At 45.3% G+C, this 20618-nt stretch carries 18 protein-coding genes; 2 read left to right on the plus strand and 16 right to left on the minus strand.

The window, feature by feature from the left end; genetic code table 11:
* Window positions 1-9: 9 nt before the first annotated feature.
* The 4 genes from NV381_RS26975 to NV381_RS26990 all read right to left on the minus strand — a co-directional run bounded on the left by NV381_RS26975 (window position 10) and on the right by NV381_RS26990 (window position 5781).
* Complete coding sequence (locus tag NV381_RS26975) at window positions 10-1308, minus strand: YycH family regulatory protein (protein WP_258216404.1); 1299 nt, start codon at window positions 1306-1308, stop codon at window positions 10-12.
* Window positions 1305-3140, minus strand: a complete 1836-nt coding sequence (gene walK, locus NV381_RS26980) for a cell wall metabolism sensor histidine kinase WalK (RefSeq protein WP_258216405.1) — start codon at window positions 3138-3140, stop codon at window positions 1305-1307. The genes NV381_RS26975 and walK overlap by 4 nt, the downstream gene beginning before the upstream one ends.
* A 3-nt stretch (window positions 3141-3143) precedes the next feature.
* The gene (yycF, locus tag NV381_RS26985) at window positions 3144-3866 is read right to left on the minus strand and encodes a response regulator YycF (protein ID WP_258216406.1); all 723 of its coding nucleotides are present in this window, start codon (window positions 3864-3866) and stop codon (window positions 3144-3146) included.
* Window positions 3867-4209: 343 nt separating this feature from the next.
* The gene (locus tag NV381_RS26990; RefSeq protein WP_258216407.1) at window positions 4210-5781 is read right to left on the minus strand and encodes a M23 family metallopeptidase; all 1572 of its coding nucleotides are present in this window, start codon (window positions 5779-5781) and stop codon (window positions 4210-4212) included.
* Window positions 5782-5969: 188 nt separating this feature from the next.
* Here NV381_RS26990 and NV381_RS26995 point away from each other — a divergent pair, with 188 nt between their 5' ends.
* Window positions 5970-6227 (plus strand): hypothetical protein, encoded by a 258-nt coding sequence (locus tag NV381_RS26995; RefSeq protein WP_258216408.1) that lies wholly within the window; start codon window positions 5970-5972, stop codon window positions 6225-6227.
* Window positions 6228-6232: 5 nt separating this feature from the next.
* On the opposite strand, the gene NV381_RS27000 is transcribed toward NV381_RS26995, so the two are convergent.
* The 12 genes from NV381_RS27000 to rpsF form a co-directional block, all read right to left on the minus strand.
* Entirely contained in the window at window positions 6233-7117 is an 885-nt protein-coding gene (locus tag NV381_RS27000) for a hypothetical protein (protein WP_258216409.1), read from the minus strand.
* Window positions 7118-7332: 215 nt separating this feature from the next.
* Entirely contained in the window at window positions 7333-8619 is a 1287-nt protein-coding gene (locus NV381_RS27005; protein ID WP_258216410.1) for an adenylosuccinate synthase, read from the minus strand.
* Window positions 8620-8985: 366 nt separating this feature from the next.
* The gene (gene dnaB / locus NV381_RS27010; RefSeq protein WP_171652988.1) at window positions 8986-10323 is read right to left on the minus strand and encodes a replicative DNA helicase; all 1338 of its coding nucleotides are present in this window, start codon (window positions 10321-10323) and stop codon (window positions 8986-8988) included.
* 107 nt (window positions 10324-10430) lie between these two features.
* The gene (gene rplI, locus NV381_RS27015; RefSeq protein ID WP_258216411.1) at window positions 10431-10877 is read right to left on the minus strand and encodes a 50S ribosomal protein L9; all 447 of its coding nucleotides are present in this window, start codon (window positions 10875-10877) and stop codon (window positions 10431-10433) included.
* Window positions 10874-12835 carry a DHH family phosphoesterase gene (locus tag NV381_RS27020; RefSeq protein ID WP_258216412.1) on the minus strand — a complete coding sequence of 654 codons (1962 nt, stop codon included), beginning with the start codon at window positions 12833-12835 and terminating at the stop codon, window positions 10874-10876. Before NV381_RS27020 ends, rplI begins: the two co-directional genes overlap by 4 nt.
* A 23-nt stretch (window positions 12836-12858) precedes the next feature.
* Window positions 12859-13785, minus strand: coding sequence for a YybS family protein (locus NV381_RS27025; RefSeq protein WP_258216413.1), 927 nt, complete (start codon window positions 13783-13785; stop codon window positions 12859-12861).
* 5 nt (window positions 13786-13790) lie between these two features.
* Entirely contained in the window at window positions 13791-13934 is a 144-nt protein-coding gene (locus NV381_RS27030; RefSeq protein WP_379374470.1) for a MazG-like family protein, read from the minus strand.
* Window positions 13935-13954: 20 nt separating this feature from the next.
* Window positions 13955-14371, minus strand: coding sequence for a CBS domain-containing protein (locus tag NV381_RS27035; RefSeq protein WP_258216414.1), 417 nt, complete (start codon window positions 14369-14371; stop codon window positions 13955-13957).
* 214 nt (window positions 14372-14585) lie between these two features.
* A complete protein-coding gene (locus NV381_RS27040; protein ID WP_258216415.1) occupies window positions 14586-17192 on the minus strand; it encodes an Ig-like domain-containing protein in 2607 nt (868 codons plus the stop codon).
* 477 nt (window positions 17193-17669) lie between these two features.
* Complete coding sequence (rpsR, locus tag NV381_RS27045; protein WP_171652946.1) at window positions 17670-17957, minus strand: 30S ribosomal protein S18; 288 nt, start codon at window positions 17955-17957, stop codon at window positions 17670-17672.
* Window positions 17958-17978: 21 nt separating this feature from the next.
* Window positions 17979-18449 carry a single-stranded DNA-binding protein gene (gene ssb, locus NV381_RS27050; RefSeq protein ID WP_171652947.1) on the minus strand — a complete coding sequence of 157 codons (471 nt, stop codon included), beginning with the start codon at window positions 18447-18449 and terminating at the stop codon, window positions 17979-17981.
* Between the two features lie 41 nt (window positions 18450-18490).
* Window positions 18491-18775, minus strand: coding sequence for a 30S ribosomal protein S6 (rpsF, locus tag NV381_RS27055; RefSeq protein WP_258216416.1), 285 nt, complete (start codon window positions 18773-18775; stop codon window positions 18491-18493).
* A 243-nt stretch (window positions 18776-19018) separates the two neighbouring features.
* Here rpsF and NV381_RS27060 point away from each other — a divergent pair, with 243 nt between their 5' ends.
* Window positions 19019-19198, plus strand: coding sequence for a YjzC family protein (locus NV381_RS27060; protein WP_258216417.1), 180 nt, complete (start codon window positions 19019-19021; stop codon window positions 19196-19198).
* The last annotated feature ends 1420 nt before the right edge of the window (window positions 19199-20618 follow it).

Here is a 20618-nt window from a genome sequence, read left to right on the forward strand (position 1 = left end):
CTGATCCATTTATTCCAAAAACTCATACGTGCCATCTCGAAGCTCTACCGTCCATACCGGCACCAAGTCCATCGTTTGCTCCCCAATTACAGGACGATACCCCGGGAACACGGATATTACAGAGCTTTTCTTGCTATATTGATTCAGCTTGGCATCTAGAATCTCGCCGCTGCTCAAAGTCAACTCTTTACTGCTCAACTTCGACAGGTCCGGTATGATCATAGAGCGTTCATAGCTGGCTACAATTCCTTTTTGCATAACAATTTTGATAAAACCTATATTATCGCTGCGCTGGTTCATAATCGGAAGCGACATGTAATATTGACGGAAAACAAACGCCTGATTAGACGGAAGCAGCTTCTGAGGAACTTTATAAACAGCGTATTTGCCATTCCATCCGCCATGCTGGTTCACAAACTGCACCGCTGACAGCAGGTTATCACGCAAATCCTCCTTACTGTCCACTGGAGCTATCGGATCAGTATAAGTCATCCACCGCTGGTCGTTCTTAAGCTTCAGTCCCCGCTTCGTATCCGTATAAATCTCTGAGCCATCTCGCTCAGACAGCTTTCTTGTTATCGCAGGATCTACGAAAAAGCTTCGCTTCAACTGGTCAACCGTATACTGGGTGAAGGGCATTCTAACTGTCGGGAAATCAATTGGCTTTAAAGGTAAATAATAATCATCACCCGCCAATTTATAGGGGACTATCTCTTCTTTTGGTAAAATACCTTCCAACGAAACGAACCGTTCAATATCTTTAGCCGATATATCTGACTTTACTACCTCATACATGGTGTTGAAAGTGTCCGTAAACAGGACTGTCCGCACATCATCTTTGGACTCCTTCGTAAAAATCCAAACCCTTGTAATAACATCATTGTCCGGAGGGAGCTCTCCCTTTAACTGCATGACCCTCTGCAGCACATTAATCGGGATACCATCTCGAAAACGTACCTCGATCCCCTGCTGCTTATTACGGATCTCATCCCAATTCAAGCCTAATACCGCGGGCGTAGTTTTGCGAAAGCCTTCCAACGAGCGCTGCTTCACATTTTCTACAACCCTCTTATAGGGATCTGTAGCCGGATACAGCACCGTATGCTGTTGATTGCCCAAATGCAGCACTACCTGGTCTGGGAATAACAGCTCCTCTAACATCGCCTGTGTTCCAATCGGCTCCGTCTTTACATACTCCTCCTGGACTAACGGGTCGAACTTGGGTGAGCTGTACGATAAATAGTAGCTTTGCAGCAAGCTGAGTCCGACAAGCAGCACCAGTACAACTGACTTCAGCTTCTCGATCATACCACAGCCTCCTCATTCAAAGCGTAAGGCAGCGTGAAGGTAACCTTCGTGCCTTGACCCAATTCCGATTCCAGCATAATCGTTCCGCCATGCGCCCTTACTATTTCCCGGGCAATCGACAAGCCTAAGCCTGTCCCTCCCATACTGCGCGAGCGGGCTTTATCCACTCGATAAAAACGTTCGAATATACGGCTTAAATCCTTCTTGGGAATGCCCATTCCGTTATCTTGCACCGAAATTTCGAGCAGCTGCGGCTCCGCCCGGTGAGCTCCTATCGAGATAAGTCCACTATCCGCCGTATATTTGATTGCATTGGATACTAGGTTGTCCAATACCTGATCAATCCGGTCACGATCCAGTACAATCTCTCCTACCTCGGGCGCCACCTGAATGGCGATGTCGATGGAACGCTGCTCTAATTGGAACGAGAAGCGGTCCGCAACCTCATCCAGCATCTCCGCAACATCCGTTAGCTCCCTGCTGATAACTGCCTGCCTCGAATCCAGCCTCGACAGCTGCAACAGGTCTGTAACGAGCCGGATCATTCGCTCCGTTTCGTTACGGGTTACGCTGACGAACTTAGCCGAAAGCTGAGGATCTTCCAAAGCGCCATCCTCCAGCGCCTCCAGATAGCTCTTAATCGTCGTGAGCGGCGTCCGCAGCTCATGAGACACGTTAGCTACGAACTCGCGCCTGGACTCCTCCAGCTTCTCCTGATCGGTAACATCCTGCAGTACCGCTATGGTGCCGGCCGAGCCTTTACCTTTGCTGTAGATCGTCGTGAAGGTCAGCTTAACCGACAGCTGCTCCTCTTCATCATGATCAAAGCGCAGCAGCAGCGAAGGATACTCGCCTATTTCAAGCTTCCGCATCTCTTCTCGCGTTATGCCGAGCACCAAGGGAAGCGGCTTGCCGAGAGTCGTATCCTCGTTCAACTGCAGAATCTGCTTCGCGCGCCGGTTGATAACGATCACCTTTCCATCGTCATCCGTAGCAATCAGCCCGTCGTTCATATTCGACAGAATCGAAGCGAGTCTTTCCTTCTCTTCCTCGTTGAGCGACAAAGCATCCTTTAGCCGCTCCATCATAAAGTTGAATGTCTGCCCCAACTGCCCGATCTCGTCGCGCCCCAGCACCGGTACCTGAGCGTTAAATCGCCCTTCCGCTACGGCCGTGGCCTGTCGCGTAATCGCTTTGATTGGATTCGTAATGGTCGCAGACAGCATCACTCCAAGCACGACTGTTAATCCTAATGCAAACAATGTTCCCGTCAACAAAAACTGATTGATCCGGTTCATCGTGTTGTACAGCTCTTCCATGGAAGCAATGATATACACCGCTCCATTAACCTTTACCCCGGAACCGATCGGCTTGGCAATAATCATCTTGCGCATGCCGTCAAAATCGGTAAACATTCGTTGGTTATCCTTTATCCCCTGAAGCGCCCGGTTAACCTCGGTTTGTGTATTCTTCTGCCCCACAATCGCCTGGTGGCTCACCATTGAAGTCGACAAGACAAGACCATTCGCGTCAATGACCTGAATCTCAGCGTTGCTAATTGCAAACAAATTGTTGACCACATCATTCAAATCACTATACGTTTTACGTGGCTCACCTTTATTTTCCTCGCTGTTCACGGATAAATACGGCTCCACGAACTGCGCGAGAAGCTGCGCCTGCTTGTTATGCGAATCGATGAAATCCGTCTTGAAATAACTCTCCAATGTCCGGATGAAATAAACTCCAATGAATTGCATCGCAATCAGAATCAGCAATACATAAATCGTGATCAGCTTCGACTGAATCGACTGAAAGAAACGAATCCCTTTCATGTTTTAGAAGCCCCCGGTCTTCGTGTTGCGCATCATATAACCAAGTCCTCTGCGGGTTAAAATATACTCCGGCCTGCTTGGATCATCCTCCAGCTTCTCACGAAGCCTGCGAATGGTCACATCTACCGTCCGCACATCTCCGAAATACTCGAAGCCCCACACGGCCTGCAGCAAATGCTCACGGGTCATAACCTTCCCGCTGTTCTTGGCCATGTACTGCACAAGTTCGAATTCCCGATGCGTCAAATCAAGCGGCACCTCGTCCTTATACACCATATACATGTCACTGTCGATAAATAGTCCCTGAATCCGGATACCCTGCCTGGCTGCCACTTCCGTTTCTACAGCTGGCATAGTCTGTGCCTTCGTCTGCCTGCGCAAATGGGCCTTCACCCTGGCCAGCAGCTCCCGGGTACCGAAGGGCTTGGTCACGTAATCATCAGCACCCAGCTCAAGTCCCAGTACTTTATCGATCTCACTATCCTTAGCCGTCAGCATAATAATCGGCGTATTCAGCTTGACGCGTACTTCCCGGCACACATCCATTCCATCCTTCACCGGAAGCATCAGATCAAGCAGAATCAGATCCGGTTCTTCTTTAAAGGCCAGCTCTACTGCCTTACCGCCATCATAAGCGCAGATTACCTCATGGCCTTCCTTTTCCAAATTAAACTTTAATATATCCGCAATCGGCTGCTCATCATCGACAACCAGTATTTTCGCCATCCCTACGATCACCGCCTGTAAGTGCTTGACATGGTATAGCTGCTTGGTAGTTCTCTAGGGGCTATTTTACGTTATCGCACCTTATCAACTATCCTTCTATTTTAGCACATTCCCAATACAAAAGTCCCCCATAAGTCATATGAATCTCCACGGTAGAATCCAAATACTTTTGAGGTAATAAAATATCCCCACAAAGTGGGGTCTTGCTTCGAAGTTGATTCAGATACTTTGCGGGGAGCCCCGAAACATATAAATTCTATATGTAACAAAAGAGACATGAACGGCAGCCTTCTGCATCGTTCATGTCTCTTTTCTATAGGTATATCAATAATAAGTATAAGTGCTAACGATTCAAATATTTCAAAGGATTCTCCGGCGTGTCGCTTCGTTGAACCTCGAAGTGCAAATGAACTCCAGTTGAGTCCCCGGTACTTCCCATAAAGCCAATCTTTTCACCCTTTTCAACAATCTTGCCCACTGTAACATCAATTTTGCTCAAATGTCCGTACAGTGTCTTGTAGCCATTTAGGTGATCAAGAATAATCATGTTTCCGTAACCGTCACCCTTGTTTCCTGCATAAACCACTTTTCCATTATCTGAGGCCATGATGTTCTTGTTCGAAGAAGTTAGATCGACACCCTTATGTAATGCGCCCCAACGATATCCGAAAGTACTGCTAATCGAAGACGATACTACCGGCCATGCAAACTTCCCTGAACCTTCGCCCTTGATAACCTTCGTTCCTTTACGGACTACCGCTTTTACCGGCTCTTGAATAATTTCCTCATTTTGAACCGTTTCTTCAATCATCAGACCGTTAATCTTGGTTACAAGTATCATTACTTTCTTCAGACCGTTCTTGCCGGCCTTCAACGTTTGATCGGTTCCGAGACGCATGCTGTCATCTTTCTGGTATTCCGTCTCATACTGAATCTCTTGCTGCTCTATTAATTTCTCTACGGTCCGAACCGCTAGAGTTGGCTGCAGAACTGTCAAATCAAGCTGCTGCCCCGCTTTGATCATATCATCTACAATCCATGGATTGTTCTGATAAATTAACTGTTTAGGAATATTAAACTTTTTGGCAATGCAGGAGACGCAATCTCCTTTTTCCACCACGTATTTGATTGGCTGCACATCACCGGTTTCCAGCTTCTTCCTCAACTCTTCCGGATTCACCATATCTTGAGGTTGGATTGGAATATCCTTCAACTCTACCTGCTGCACGAAATCTACCTTCTGCAGTTCTACTTCCCCTATAGGCTCAGAAGGGGTTGCTGACAATACTCTTACTTTACCCGAATCCTTCTTTTTCTCGACCACGCTCGATTTGATCTGGTCCAGCATGAGACTCGCTGTAGCTTGATCCTTTAAAATCCCGACAGGTTTCCCATCGATAACAAGCTCAGTGCCTACCGGTTGAGCAAAAATAGCGTTGCCTAGCTTACTCATAACTTGCTGATCGCTAGTTTCAACCATGAAAACCCTTTCATCCGTAAAGGTGACTTCAGGGGTCTTAACTACTACGTGAATATCTGAATTACTTTCGATTAATTCCTTAGATTTGGCGGCCACAAACTGCTCGACCGAGGACTTGTCCTTCACCGTTCCAGCCTCTTGCCCATTGATTGAAACATGAACGATTTGTGCCATATTTGCTTTTACATAAACATTTCCGCTCCACACGACTGCTGTAACCACACTAAGTACGGACACCGTCTTGGCAATATTCCATTTATGTAAAATAACTGCTTTATAGGCTTTTTGCGTGGATGCTGTTAGCTGCTCTTTAGTTAGTGCTGCAGGCTTGACCCTCATCTTGGCAGTCAATTTTTGTAATTGGATTTTGGAAAGCTTCTGCTTAGACTTGTCCAGCAGCTTCTTAGCCCAACCCATTCCTTTGAAAACTGTCATGTTCTACTCCTTTTAAGTCGTTTTTTACGGGAAAAAATACATAAAAACACCTAAAAATAGGGACAATAAACATTGTGAAAAAAAGACTCCTTCACTAATTTACCACAACCTCACTATTTTTTTCAACATTATTCACGAGTGGCTGCTATAAACAGCCAATTTTCGTGGCAGGAGTGTGAAGTTAAACAATGGAGAACATAACAGCCGTCTTTAATAACTGGACAGAAATGGATCGAGCGGCCACGGTTTTACGGGAGCAAGGTGCTATTGATATTAGGCTGACCGCAAATAGTGACACAACAAATGAAGCGGAATCCATGATGCCTAATCTGACCAGCAGCACGCTGGAAGCCGGATCCGGCTTCATTATGCAGGTCGTTGTAGAGTCATCACGATTCCGCCAAGCGGAGGATACCATATCGAGATTCGGGGGGAATTATATGTAATTCGGTTATTGCTGCTTGATCATACCTAGAAGCTGGGAGTATTCTTCCGGCTTCATGTACGTTTGCAGCAGCTGTTCAATTTCCTTAAGCTCACTGGCGGTAATACCATCCTCCATTAGCTTCGAAATATGCTGTATTTCATTTTGTGGTAGCCTCTTGACGAGCAGATTAAAAATTTTGGTTTTATCGTTTGTCGAAAGCTGCTCTTTTTTCTTCGTAAACTCTTCGCCTGAAACCACGACTTTTTCTCCTGCTTCCAAACCATTAACCGCTGCTGTTCCACCTGAAGTGGCACTACTGCTGCTCTCTTTCTTTACAGATCCGCCGATTTCCGCACTTGTCCTACTATCCTTCTTAGCCGTATTGCCTGCATCGGATCCAATACCTCTTGAAGATGTGCTGCTGGCCGTCCCTCTTGTGCTGCTTCCCGCTTCCCGGTTTGATCCCTCTGTCATTGTGTTTTGATGGCCAAATACGGCTACAGCGTCCTCGGGCGGCTTTCTCTGGGATGTACTTCCCGTGCTAGGCGGCTGCTCAGAGCCCGATTTCCCGCTTTCTCCACCACTATTCGTCATATCGGTCCCGCTCAAGCCAGTCCCGGGTTGTTCACCAAATACAGGCAGCGTCTCTGCGCCCTTTTTGCCCGAACGGCCGCTTGGGTCTACCGCCCCCGCCTCATTACCGAACAGACGAAACGCCCCCAACTGCTTGCTGGCATGCTGCATAAATTTAGACCAATCCGGAGTCGTATTAACAGCTGATTTTAAATTATACTGCTCCAGAATCATATCCACATACGTGTTGACAACCCAAAAAGTCGACGCCACACAAATCATTGAAGTAATTATAGCGCTTATTATAAGCTTGGACAGCCATTCCATTGTTTTCATTATGTGCCTCAACTCCCATAGTCCTCATGTTTGCAGCTTCTCCCCACAGTATTGACGATTTTAGCGCAAACCAACCATTGTCTGGAAAAAGAACAGCCGGGTTTCGACACCTATTCCCTTCATGATCAACAAAAAAATAACCTCTCCAAGCCCCAACTTTCTGGCTTGTGAGAGGTTATTTGTCATTTATAAAGCGTTCAGCTTAACAGCAACAATTAGCTGTAAATCGGATTTACAAGATTTGTTTGCTCACGGTTACGTCCTACTGAGAAGATAGCAATCGGAATGCCGGTCAGCTCAGATACACGCTCAACATAACGGCGTGCGTTTGTCGGCAGATCCTCTAGCTTGCGTACTCCTGTGATATCCTCGCTCCAGCCCGGCAGCTCCTCGTACACCGCTTCGCATTGTGCCAACAAGTTCAAGCTCGCAGGATAATGCTCGATGATTTTGTCGCCCATTTTGTAAGCTGTGCAAATTTTCACTGTTTCCAGACCCGCTAATACGTCCAGCGAGTTCAGGGATAAACCTGTAATACCGCTGACCCGACGAGCATGACGCACAACAACGCTGTCAAACCAACCTACACGACGCGGTCTGCCAGTAACAGTGCCGTACTCATGTCCCTTTTCACGAATCCAGCTTCCAGTATCATTATGAAGCTCTGTAGGGAAAGGACCATCGCCAACACGAGTTGTGTAAGCTTTGGCTACCCCGATAACTTGACGAATTTTCGACGGGCCTACTCCGGAACCGATACATACACCACCGGCAGAAGGATTGGATGAAGTTACATAAGGATACGTACCTTGGTCGATATCCAACATAACGCCTTGAGCGCCTTCGAACAGCACTTTCTTCCCGGCATCGATCAGATCGTTAAGAATTACGGAAGTATCCGTAACATAAGGACGAATCCGGTCTGCATAACCGAGATATTCTTCAATCACAGTTTCTGCATCCAAGCCCTTGGAGCCATATACTTGCTCGATAAGTACATTTTTCTCGGCAACGACTTGACGCACCCGACGTTTGAACTCCTCAGCATCCATCAGATCAGCGATCCGGATACCGCTTCTAGCTGCTTTATCCATATAGCAAGGACCGATCCCTTTGCGGGTCGTTCCAATTTTATTGTCACCTTTGCGCTCTTCTTCCAGTCCATCCAACAGCAGATGGTAAGGCATAATAACATGAGCCCGGTCACTGATACGCAAATTCGTTGTTGTAAAACCATTATCATGAATGTATTGAATTTCTTCGAGCAGCGCACCTGGATTAATTACCATACCGTTACCGATTACGCAGACTTTATCCGTGTAAAAAATGCCCGATGGAATCATTGTTAATTTGTATTTCTTATCATCAATCAAAATGGTATGGCCGGCATTGTTACCGCCTTGATAACGCGCCACCACTTCAGCAGATTCAGCGAGAAAATCCGTTATTTTCCCTTTACCTTCATCGCCCCATTGGGTTCCGACAACCACTACCGTCGACATCTACATAACCCCCATCAGGTGAAACTCACCTATAATTAGTCAAAAGGCCTAAAGCACCATGAATAGTTTAGCAGTACCACAATGCAAAGTCAATAAAAACGAACAATACTTAGGGCCTATCTTTTAACGTTCGGAATTTGTACATGTTATGAATTCTATGAAAAAGCCCTGTTCAAGCTAACTCTTGCACCAGAATAAGTCCTTTGTTCCGCCTAAGCGAAATAAAGGACCCGTGATTCTGTAGCAGCACCGGAATGTGGATGCCCGTTCATTCTCATCCACATTCCCTCTGTTAACCTCTTTATTAGGCTGTATTGATCTTGCCTAGTCTAGCAAGCTATAAGTAGCAAGAAGGGGATATCTGCGCTATCCTACCTCTTGATGCGTCCTGTCCAAACCAACAAACTTATTGAAATTTTTCAAGAAAGCCAGCTCCACCGTACCTACCGGTCCGTTACGCTGCTTAGCTATAATAATTTCAATTATATTTTTTTTCTCCGATTCTTTATCGTAATAGTCATCACGATACAAGAAAGCTACAATGTCCGCATCTTGCTCGATCGAACCGGATTCCCGTAAGTCGGACATCATCGGCCGTTTATCCTGCCGCTGCTCTACACCCCGGCTAAGCTGAGACAAGGCAATTACCGGAACATCCAGCTCACGGGCAATTTGCTTCAAGGTACGTGAAATTTCGGATACCTCCTGCTGACGGTTATCCCCTTTGCCACGTCCATGAATCAGCTGCAAATAATCGATCAGAATCATCCCGAGGCCTCTCTCCTGCTTCAGCCTGCGGCATTTGGCGCGGATATCAGCCACCGTTACTGAAGGAGAATCATCGATATAGATGTTCGCCTCTGACAAGGCGCCAATTGCCATCGTCAGCTTCTCCCAATCGTCCTGCTCCAGAAAGCCAGTCCGCATACGAGTGGCGTCTACATTCGCTTCTGCGCAAATCATCCGCTGTACAAGCTGCGGGGCACCCATCTCCAGACTGAAGATGGCGACCGTTTGCTTCTCACGTACTCCAACATTTTGTGCGATGTTCAGGGCGAACGCTGTCTTACCAACAGAAGGACGCGCCGCCACAATAATCAAGTCTGACCGCTGGAAGCCAGCGGTCATTTTATCCAAATCAAGAAACCCTGATTTAATTCCTGTTGTTCCACCTTTATTGTTATAGAGAAATTCGACCTTGTCGAATACCTCCATTAACACATCGCGGATGGCGATAAATCCAGTGTTCGAACGGCGCTGCGAAATCTCAAGGATGCGCTTCTCCGCATCACCCAGCAAATCACCGATCTCGTCGGTACTGGAGTACCCTTCCGTTACGATATTCGTTGCGGCGCGAATTAACCGCCGCAGCATCGACTTCTCCTCGACGATCTGCGCATAGTAGTTGATATTCGCCGCTGTCGGCACCGCATTCGCGAGCTCCGACAAATATTTAATCCCGCCTATTTCCTCCAGCTCCTGCTTATTTTGCAGTCGCGCGGTCAGCGTGATCAAGTCAATCGGCTCATTCTCCTCCGCCAGCTCAATCATCGACTCGAAGATGCGTTGATGCGATGTGCGATAGAAGTCATCGCTTGAAATGCGTTCCATCGCGGTTACGAGTGACTCGCTGTCAAGCAAAATAGCGCCGAGCACGGCCTGCTCGGCTTCCAAATTTTGCGGAGGGATGCGATCTGTAAACATACCTTCGTTCAAGTTCGTCTCCTCCTAAGAGTTCCGGTTTAGCGAAACTTACATCGTAAGCCTAATCTAATAGATTTTAGAGCATGCACTAACTGTCTTCTTAAAGATTACTCTTCGGTAACGTGAATCTTTAGCTTCGCAGTAACCTCAGGGTGAAGCTTTACACCAACCTCAGTCACGCCTAGTGTACGAATCGGATCCTCCATAAGGATCTTCCGTTTGTCCAGCTTAATCTTCTGCTGCTTCTCCAGCTCTTCAGCTACCTGCTTGCTAGGAATAGCTCCGAATAAACGTCCATCCTTGCCTGATTTAGCCTTCAGCTCGACGGTCAGAGCCCCCAGCTTCTTGCCAAGCTCTACGGCCTCTTCCTTCTCTTGATCCTTTTTCCTTTGCTCTGCCTTTTTCTGATTGTCTATCATTTTAACAGACGACTCGCTCGCCGCCGCGGCCAATTGTTTAGGGAATAGGAAATTCGTTGCATATCCTTCAGAAACCTCTTTAACATCGCCCTTCTTGCCTTGTCCTTTAACATCCTTCAATAAAATAACTTTCATTCGAAAAGCCCCTCCTCTGCGTGCATCTCACTTAGTATTTGTTTCAATCTTTGTGTCGCCTCTGAAATCGTTCCTTCGAATTGGGTAGCCGCATTAGTTAAATGCCCTCCGCCTCCCATTCGTTCCATAACAACCTGAGCATTCATTTGCCCTAGTGACCGGGCACTAATACCGATTAAGCCATCCGGGCGTTCGCTAATGACGAAAGAAGCCATTATACCTGTCATAGTTAACAATGTATCAGCAACCTGCGCAATGAGCAACTGAGAATATTTGCGATTTGGTTCAGTTACAGCAAGCGCGATGTGATCATAAATAACAACCGCGTTTTTAATAACCTCAGACTTTTGGATAAATGCATTCAGATCTTCCTTGAGCAGTCGCTGTACGAGCGATGAATCCGCACCATTGCGGCGAAGGAAAGATGCAGCTTCAAATGTTCTTGCGCCAGTAGCCAAGCTGAAGCTTTTCGTATCCACTACTATTCCCGCCAACAGAGCCGTTGCCTCTAACACTCCCATCGTTAAACGGTCGTTGAAATACTGCAGCAGCTCCGTCACGAGTTCACAGGTAGAGGAGGCATAAGGCTCCATGTACACAAGCGTCGCATCCTGGATGAACTCCTCACCTCGGCGGTGATGGTCAACTATGAACTTGCGCTGCGTCAGCTGCAGCAGCTTGGGCTCAGCCACCATAGATGCCTTATGCGTGTCCACAACAACCGCAAGCGTTCGTTGGTTCGTAATCTGCATAGCCTGCTCCGGCGTAATGAACCAACGATTAAGCTTCTCGTCCTCAGAGATCGTATCCATCAGCTTTTGAATCGAAGGATTAACTCCTTCCAGCACTATATATCCTTCTTTATTGCTTACATGTACCGCCTTCAATACTCCAATTGCTGCTCCGATTGCATCCATGTCCGGATACCGGTGGCCCATAATAATAACTTTATCGCATTCTTTGATCAGATCGCGCAGCGCATGAGAGATAACCCTTGCACGTACCCTTGTCCTTTTCTCAACAGCGTTAGAACGTCCGCCATAGAAAGACAGCCTCTCTCCAATCTTTACAGCAACCTGATCGCCGCCACGGCCTAATGCCATGTCCAAGCTCGTTTGCGCCAGCTGCCCAAGCTCCGTTAATGAATCACTGCCGGAAGCAATCCCGATACTAAGTGTAAGTGGCAGCTTATGCTCAATAGTTAAGTCTCGTACCTCGTCCAATATCTCAAAACGCGACTGCTCCAATGCCTTCAAACCCTTCTGATCCATTAAAATCAGGTAACGGTCAGATGCTGTCCGGCGTAAGTACACGTTATTTTTCAGAGCCCACTCTGTAATTTCTCCAGTTACTCTAGCCATCATAATGCTTCGGGTTTGGTCATCCATTCCCTGAGTAGCCTCGTCCAGATTATCCATGGTGACGATCCCTATAGCAAGCTTGCCTTCTTCATAGCGTATCGATAATTGTTTGAAAGCCGTTATATCCGTAAAATACAACAATCTTTCATCCTGCTTAAGCTGCACCATGTACAAGTTTTTGCCGATCGCAATTTCCAGCTTCAGATCCTTCTCCTTACGTGACTTCAAAGAAGGGAAAAGCTCCAACAACTGCTCGCCTATCAATGATTCCTTACTGAGCATCTTCGCCACAAATGGATTATGCCATTCGATAACCTTCTCTTCATTATAGAGCAGAATCCCTAACGGAAGCTCGTGAATAACATCCGTTCCGGCACGTTTGATTCGATGGGACAGTGTAGCTACATAATGGTTCAATTCCTTGCGGAACGCCTGCTCTGCCTTCAAAGTAAAATACGCCAATATCCCGCATAGAAACAGGGCAATCACACTGATTACCCATTGATACATAAGCAATATAAAAATCAAAATGAGTATTAAAGCAAATATCCATACGATATGCAAGCCGTGCCAACGCTTTAGCAGGAACTTCGGCATTCATCTCGCCCCTAATCCATACATTATTTTCCAGTCATGCGTTCACGGATCGGGAACGCTACATCAAACACACCAAGCAGACTGAACATAAAGTAAGCCGGCGGAAAAATCAACAAAGCTATAATGCCGATGATAGGCAGCGTCCGGTTCCATTGCTTCGAATGGGCTACATAGAATAGAAACGCTATTGCTTGTATAGCAAACACAGCCGTAAGCAGCGGTAATAAGTTTAACAGCAACGTAAAGAAGATCGAATTTGAATCCCTTACAAAAAACTCCATGAACAGAGCAATTACGTAATACCAGACGAATGACCTCGGCAGCATCCAATCACGTATAGGTTTGAACGCCGGTATAGATTCACCCGAGCGATTCAACAGCTTTCTGGCTAACCAATGCGTTACCACGATAAGGAACAGAGAAGATACAATCATATAAAACGGAAGCATCTGGCTCATTAATTGTACCAGCGTATCCGGATCGATTGCTATCATACTTCTTAGCTGCGCAGGCATTGTTTCCAGAACCTCTAGCATAAACTGCTTCATTTTGCTAATCAGATTCAGTCCGAACATGTAAGCAACCAATATACTCAGCAGCATTTCAGCAAGCATTGTTATAGTACCAATGGTCAAAACCGTTCTAGCCGGGGCGCGTTTCTTATACAAATTACCCATTTGAATAACCGGTGGCAGAAAGAACAGGGAAATGGCTATTAGCACCACACCTACCCAGCCCGTTATGAGAACGGAAGCTGCAACATAGAGAGCAGCCAAGCTGATACCATAATAGATCAGAAATCGTTTCGTCTCAAGCTTGACGTATTGTACCAGTACAGGAATCATCAACAAGCTTAATGTAATGATATTTAATGGTGATAAAATCGACAGGAGCAAAACAACAGTCAGCAAGCTCCAGCCAAGCATACTTTTTGCGGAACCTTTCCCCAACACATTCACCTCTTACGCATATGTTCTTCCAAAGCAGATATATCGCCATACCATTGTTCCAATTGGTGACCTTCAGCTTTATGCTTCTTCATTTTTTCCAAAATTGCTTCATCTAAACTGCGAAATGAGATGTCTATCTTTCGAGCCATTAGTTAATTATACCACAATTTTAAACCTTTTGTTCGGCTTGCCACAGCTTGAAGCAATAATCAATGATCTCTCTTCTACGGATAATTCCAATAAATACCTCACTGTCATCAATTACAGGCACATAGTTTTGATTGGTCGCCAATGTAATTAAATCCTGCATTTGCTGGTCAATACGTACAGGCTTTATAGCCATATGCTGAGCCACATCCCGGAGATGGACTTTATGTGCGTTGTCAAAACCTATCTCGGGGGAATGCTTTAATTTCCACAAAAGATCCCCTTCCGTAATCGTACCCACATATTTGCCATCCTCGTTAACAAGAGGAACCGCCGAATAGCGGTGATATTCCATACGTTCCAGCGCCTGGCGCATTGTAGAATTAGGAGATAAATAAATAACGTCTTCTTTAGGAACAAGAAAAAAAGCAATATTCACCTAAGCCACCCTTTCGAAGTAATAATTCCATACTACCTTTACCCTACTTCATAATACACTATGATTCCCAAGGAAGATATACAACTGTATATCCTTTTATTGTACTAAAATAAAGAACCCGGCTCATCCCCATTAACCGGGTTCTAATCAGATAAAAAGACAGCTGATGCACGAAGCTCAGCTGTCCTATTCTTATACAAAGCTAATATAACTGCTACTTAATAGTAACGCTGACCTTAGTCTTCAAGTTAGAAAAGCTCACCGTTATTGTAGCCGTTCCTTTTCCAGTAGCTTTTATAATCCCGTCTTTTACATCTGCGATCATAATATTGGAGCTGGTCCACATCGCAGGCTTGGTTACATCCTCTTCAAACCCATCCGTATAAGTGGCAATGGCCTGGATTTCTCCGGCTTCGCCTTCTTTGAGATCCAGCTTCACCACATTGGTTTTTAAATATTTAAGTGTGCCAATTTCTACTGGGACTGTAATTGTTTTACCGCCAAAATTGGCTGACAAGGTTAGTTTTCCAGGAGCAGTGGTTGTCAATAAGCCACCAATGACATCCGCAATTTTGTAATTGGAGGTTTTCCATGCCGCATCCTCCGTAACATCTTTGGTGCTTCCATCCGAAAGTGTCGCTGTCAATCTAACTTGAACCGATTGCCCCGTTTTCATTGCGATAAAACGTTGATCGACCTCCAGCTTTTGAACAACTCCTATTTCAACAGGAATGGTGATGCTTTTTCCTCCATAGGTTGCTGTAATAGTAACCTTGCCGCGTGTAACAGGAGTTACTACCCCTGAATTCGACACTTGCGCAATAAGAGGATTGCTTGATTTCCATTCCGCCTCGCTAGTAACATCATGGGATGCATCTAATGAATCAGTTGCGGACAGCGTAATTTGTTTCACTTCGCCTAAATCAAAAATCAAATATGGAATATTGGCGACCAATTTATTAGCCGTGTCCACTTGCACACTAAACGTGATCGATTTATTACCTACTGTAGCCGTAACTTGTGTTTCACCTGAACCAATTGCCGTAACCTTACCATCTTCCACTGTTGCAACCTTCAGATTAGAGCTGGTCCATTCAGCTTCTGTTGTTACCTCTTTGGTGGTGCTGTCTGTATATTTAGCCGTAACGACAAGCTGCTGATTACCACCTTTTTTCATGACCACATTGGTTTTCTCCGTAGTAGTCAGGCTATCTATAACGCCCACCGATACTTTAACTGTTGCCGTCTTTGTTCCATATTTCGCAGAGACCGACGCGGCTCCTGTTGCAATTCCCGTTATGTTACCGTTATTTACACTAGCCGTTTCAACTGAACTAGAGAGCCATTCAGCCTTGCTTGTTATATCCACTTTGCCTCTCTCATCCGGATAAACCGCATAAAGAGTAATTTGTTCAGAAGCTCCCACCTGGAAGTTAACGGTCTTCTTCGATAATTCTAGTGAAGTTGGAATATCCACTAGCACTTTGGCAGTTATGCTTTTCCCACCATAAGTAGCCGTAACCTTGGTTTCGCCTGACTTATAGGTCGTAATTTTCCCTTTTGTGACAAATGCGATGGCATCATTATCTACTGACCATTCCGCACTATCAGTAACATCGTTATTTGTTGAGCCATCCGCATATGTAGCATACAGCTTTAGTTGCCCAGGAGTTCCTACTTGTAGAGAATAGACCTCCTTATCTAATTCCAATCTTCTAGGCACATCTACATCAACTACCGTTGTGATCGTTTTTTCCCCGAATTTAGCGGTAATTGTAGCTTCGCCAATAGAATTTGCAGTTAAATTTCCTTTGTAGACATAAACGATATTTTCATTGCTTGATGTCCACTCTGCACGTTCAGTAATATCTTCAGGTGCCCCATTTCCAGTATTCGCATAGGTCGCAAAAAGCTTAAGTGCCTCTTTACCATTCTTTTTCATGAAAACATTTTGTTTATCGATATCGAGCTTGATAGCATTATCTACATCAACCTTAATCGTTGTTGTTTGAGTACCATAAGATGCTGTTATTGTCGCTTTACCTGGTCCATAGCCCGTAATTACCCCGTTCAATACATCAGCTACAGTCCCTTTGTCTGTTTCCCATTCTGCTTTGTCCGCTACATCCACTTTATCCCCGTTAGGATATGTAGCAATCAATTCAACTTTCTCTTCTCCCTTTAACAATAAGGATACTTGTGATTTCTTGGCATCAATACGCTTCACTATTTCTACATTAACCGGCAAGCTCAATGTTTGATTGTTATATTTAGCTGTAATAATCGCCGTTCCTGAGCTAAGACCTTTAACCAAGCCGTTAGTCACTGTTGCAACCGAATTGTTATTGCTTGTCCAATCCGCTTTTGTTGTAACGATCTGATCGGTTCCGTCATCATAATAAGCTGTAAGACTGATATTTTCAGTTCCTCCGAGCCTTAAGTCTATCGACTGTTTGTCCTTTGTCATTGTTTTTACACGCTTCGTTACTGTTACATTTACAAAGACGGTTTTCCCTAAATAAGTGGCAGTAAGAACAGCCGTGCCTTCCTTTTTACCGGTCACTACACCTGCATATACAGTTGCAACATCCTCAGCCTTGGAAACCCAATCTGTTTTCACGGTTACATTCTCAGTTGAATTAGATACGAATACGGCTGTAGCTGTTAAATTCGTAGTTGCCCCGACTTCCAGTGAAACTTCATTTTTATTCAGCACTAGGCTTGAAATCTCATCAGCGGCAAACACATTCGTACGGGTCAAATTGCTTGTAGCTACTAGAATAATAGTTAATAATAGCATTATTCGGGTAAATCTAAACATAAACTCTTACCTCCGTTGTATGGATCTCTAGTTAAATTCATACTTGATTGCGCACTTTCATCCATCTAAATAGGTCGTCTACTAAATATCGGTTATATTGTCGAAAAAATTTATACTACCACTAATATAATTTTATTAATAACATTAAGTCAATGACTACGATGAGTTCAATCCCCCTTTTCTCCTATTAATAGCTTGCTGTGTCCACGAAAAGAAAGACAATAGAGGAAGTGTATATTCCGTTACCACTTGGAAAACTCAAAAAAACAGAGAGATAACGGAATAGCTAATTCCGTTGTCTCTCTGTTTTTCTGCATATGGCTCATACCAGCACTCTCGATGAAGATACATCCATGTCTAAGCGGTGGCTTTTCTTGTAATATTAGATTTGTTCAGCCCCGCTGGTAACTTTTAAAGTCTGATATAAAAAAACAACCGGTTGGTATAAACCCAACCGGTTGTCTCCTTATTACGTTACTATTCCGTTGTGTATGGCAGCAACGCGATTTGACGTGAGCGTTTGATCGCAATCGTCAAGGCACGTTGGTATTTAGCCGAAGTTCCTGTTACACGGCGGGGAAGAATCTTACCACGCTCGCTGATAAACTTCTTCAACGTTTCGATGTCTTTATAGTCAATGTGAGTAATTTTATTCACAGTGAAGTAACAAACTTTACGGCGCTTTCCGCCTTTGCCGCCCTTACGGCCGCCAAACTTGCGTTCGCCACGGTCTTCGCTGTTATTATCTCTTCTTTGGAATCCCATCGTTATTCAGTCCTTTCTACGTTAAAATGGCAAATCATCATCGGAAATATCAATCGGTTTTCCATCATCCTGGAACGGATCTTGATTGTCTCGTGGTCCGCTGTTACGTTGTTGGCTGTTACCGCCGCCACCCATTCCATCTTCACGGCTTGCATTCGCACCACCGCCGCTATTTGCAGATTCCAAGAAACGAACATTATCGGCAATAACTTCTGTCACATATACGCGGCGACCCTCGTTATTATCGTAGTTACGAACTTGAATCCTGCCTTCAACTGCAGCCAGGCGTCCTTTACGCAAGTAATTGGCACATGTTTCAGCAAGCTGACGCCATGTTACAATATTGATAAAGTCTGCTTCCCGTTCCTTTTGCTGGTTCGTGAAAGGACGATCCACGGCCAACGAAAATGTAGTTACGGCAACTCCTGCAGGTGTATAGCGCAATTCAGGGTCACGAGTAAGCCTTCCAATCAGAATCACACGATTTAGCAACCTTAAACCCTCCCAGCATGTCAATTACGGCATTTGATGCCTTAAGCTACATCTTTAACGATCAGGTAACGAATGATTTCATCAGAAATCTTCATTACACGGTCAAGCTCAGTAATAACATCATTGTTAGCGTTGAAATGAACTAACACGTAATGACCATCACGGATCTTGTTGATCTCATACGCAAGACGACGCTTACCCATAACATCATGCTTCGTAATTTCTCCACCGTTGTTGATGATGTTTTGAAATTTTTCTACCGTAGATTGAACAACTTCTTGTTCAAGATCCGGACGAATAATGTACATGATTTCATATTTGCGCATGGTTTCACCTCCTTTTGGACTAAACGGCTCCACTGTGTACGGCATATCACCGAACGGAGCAAGGAGCGAGTAATACTTGGTTATCAAAACTCGCACTATAATACTATAGCAAAACTGCTGCCCAATAACAAGTTTTAAATTCCACCTTACTTGTCAGCTCCTTTAATGGTAAATATTTATGCTCATGCATTTCTCTCCTTGGGGAAAACTAACATTACACTTCATAACAGGAGGTGACTAGAAATGGGCGAATGGAGTCAATTTAGACCAGGTGACAAAGCTCCCAACGATGGCGAGTACATGGAAATGGGGGAAAATGCCTTCCATATGGGAATCAACGATCCTACTATCATTACTTTGAAAAAAGGTGAAACATTCCCGGATACCTCCAACCACAACCGCAAATGGAAACGTAAATACTAGCCTCTCCTCCCTCTCATGGGCAAAGCCCAAGCTTAAGCCCCTGAGAGGGCTCTAACTTCACTTACAAAAAGGAGCCACTACCATGCGATATACAGCCACCCTGTTCTGCACGGCACTCGGCGCAGCCCTTTGCCTTATGCATTACATTGGTCACGATTCAGAACCCATCTACCTTATATTTTACGCGCTCAGTGTACCAGCGTGGTTCTACCCTTTCTTTTCTTATACAAATGTCAATGCAGCACTGCTATATGTCCTCACCATTGCGTCTTGGGCGTTAATAGGCTATGTAGTCGATCGTTTCACTGTACGGAGAAGAACCAGGTCTCACTGATCGTTTTGTGATCTTATTTGAATGGATCTTTAACGGTTTTATAAGAACAGCTTCCACTCTAAGCGCTTTCGATTTCGATAAAGAATAGCGGCAGGTTTTCTTGCAAAATCAGACTTTACTCAGTTCAGCTTTCCTGAAACCTTATGGAATCTGATATTATAAGAAAAACGCCTTGCGGCGTCCTTGGTGTACCCTTTCGTTTGTACGTGGGGAGGGATGGATGTGGGATTCCGGTCGCTGTTGAAGCTCGTGTTCCCTCGAATTATAGGCTTGCAGCGGTGGGAACACGAGCTTCAAAGGTAGGTTGCATACCCGAGCAGTCACCGGAGGTGACGACCAGGGCGGACGCTATCGCTCCTCCACCCCACACCCATGCCCTCTTTTGTTCTACTCTGTGCTTTACCTTACTTCCTTATTCCCTAACCGTTCTTCGATCCGGTATTCCAAAGCCATGCATCTCTTTGTAGTACTGGGTGAACCCCTCAAACTTATACTTTCTCGTCCCTTAAGAAAACCGTCAGGGAAAATTGTTTCCTGGCGGTTTTCTTGTGTGCATGTGCAACCCTCTAGCTCATAATTTCCTCTTACGGAACGTCATTCCTCTATTTGTCTTACATTCCTTCGAATTCATCATTCTACGGAACTACGATCCGTTATTTCGTCTATAAGCTGCCGAATTGCCCTTATTTCAAGCAAATAAGTGATCGTACTTCCGTTTCACTTGAATGTTTACGTGTGCATATCCAAATAGCGCATCCCTGTTCCCCCCGCCTGACGACTTGTTGAAACTACGCGCTGCTTCTCGAGTTCTTACCAAAATCATTCCAGCTAACCCTTATTCCTTAAGAAAAACGCCTTGCGGCGTCCTCGGTGTACAATCTACGTTTGTGCGTGGGGAGGGAATCGGGTATGGGATTCCGGCCGCTGTTGAAGTCGTGTTCCTTTGAATGGAAGGCTTGCAGCGGGAGGAACACAAGCTTCAAAGGCGGACGCTATCGCTCCTCCATCCCACACCCGTTCCCTCTTACAGTTCTACTTTACTGCCTTCTGCTACCTCTTTCTTTGCTGCGCCTAACCTATCGGTCA

Origin of the sequence: Paenibacillus radicis (ex Xue et al. 2023), assembly GCF_024722015.1 — a bacterium.
GTDB lineage: Bacteria > Bacillota > Bacilli > Paenibacillales > NBRC-103111 > Paenibacillus_S.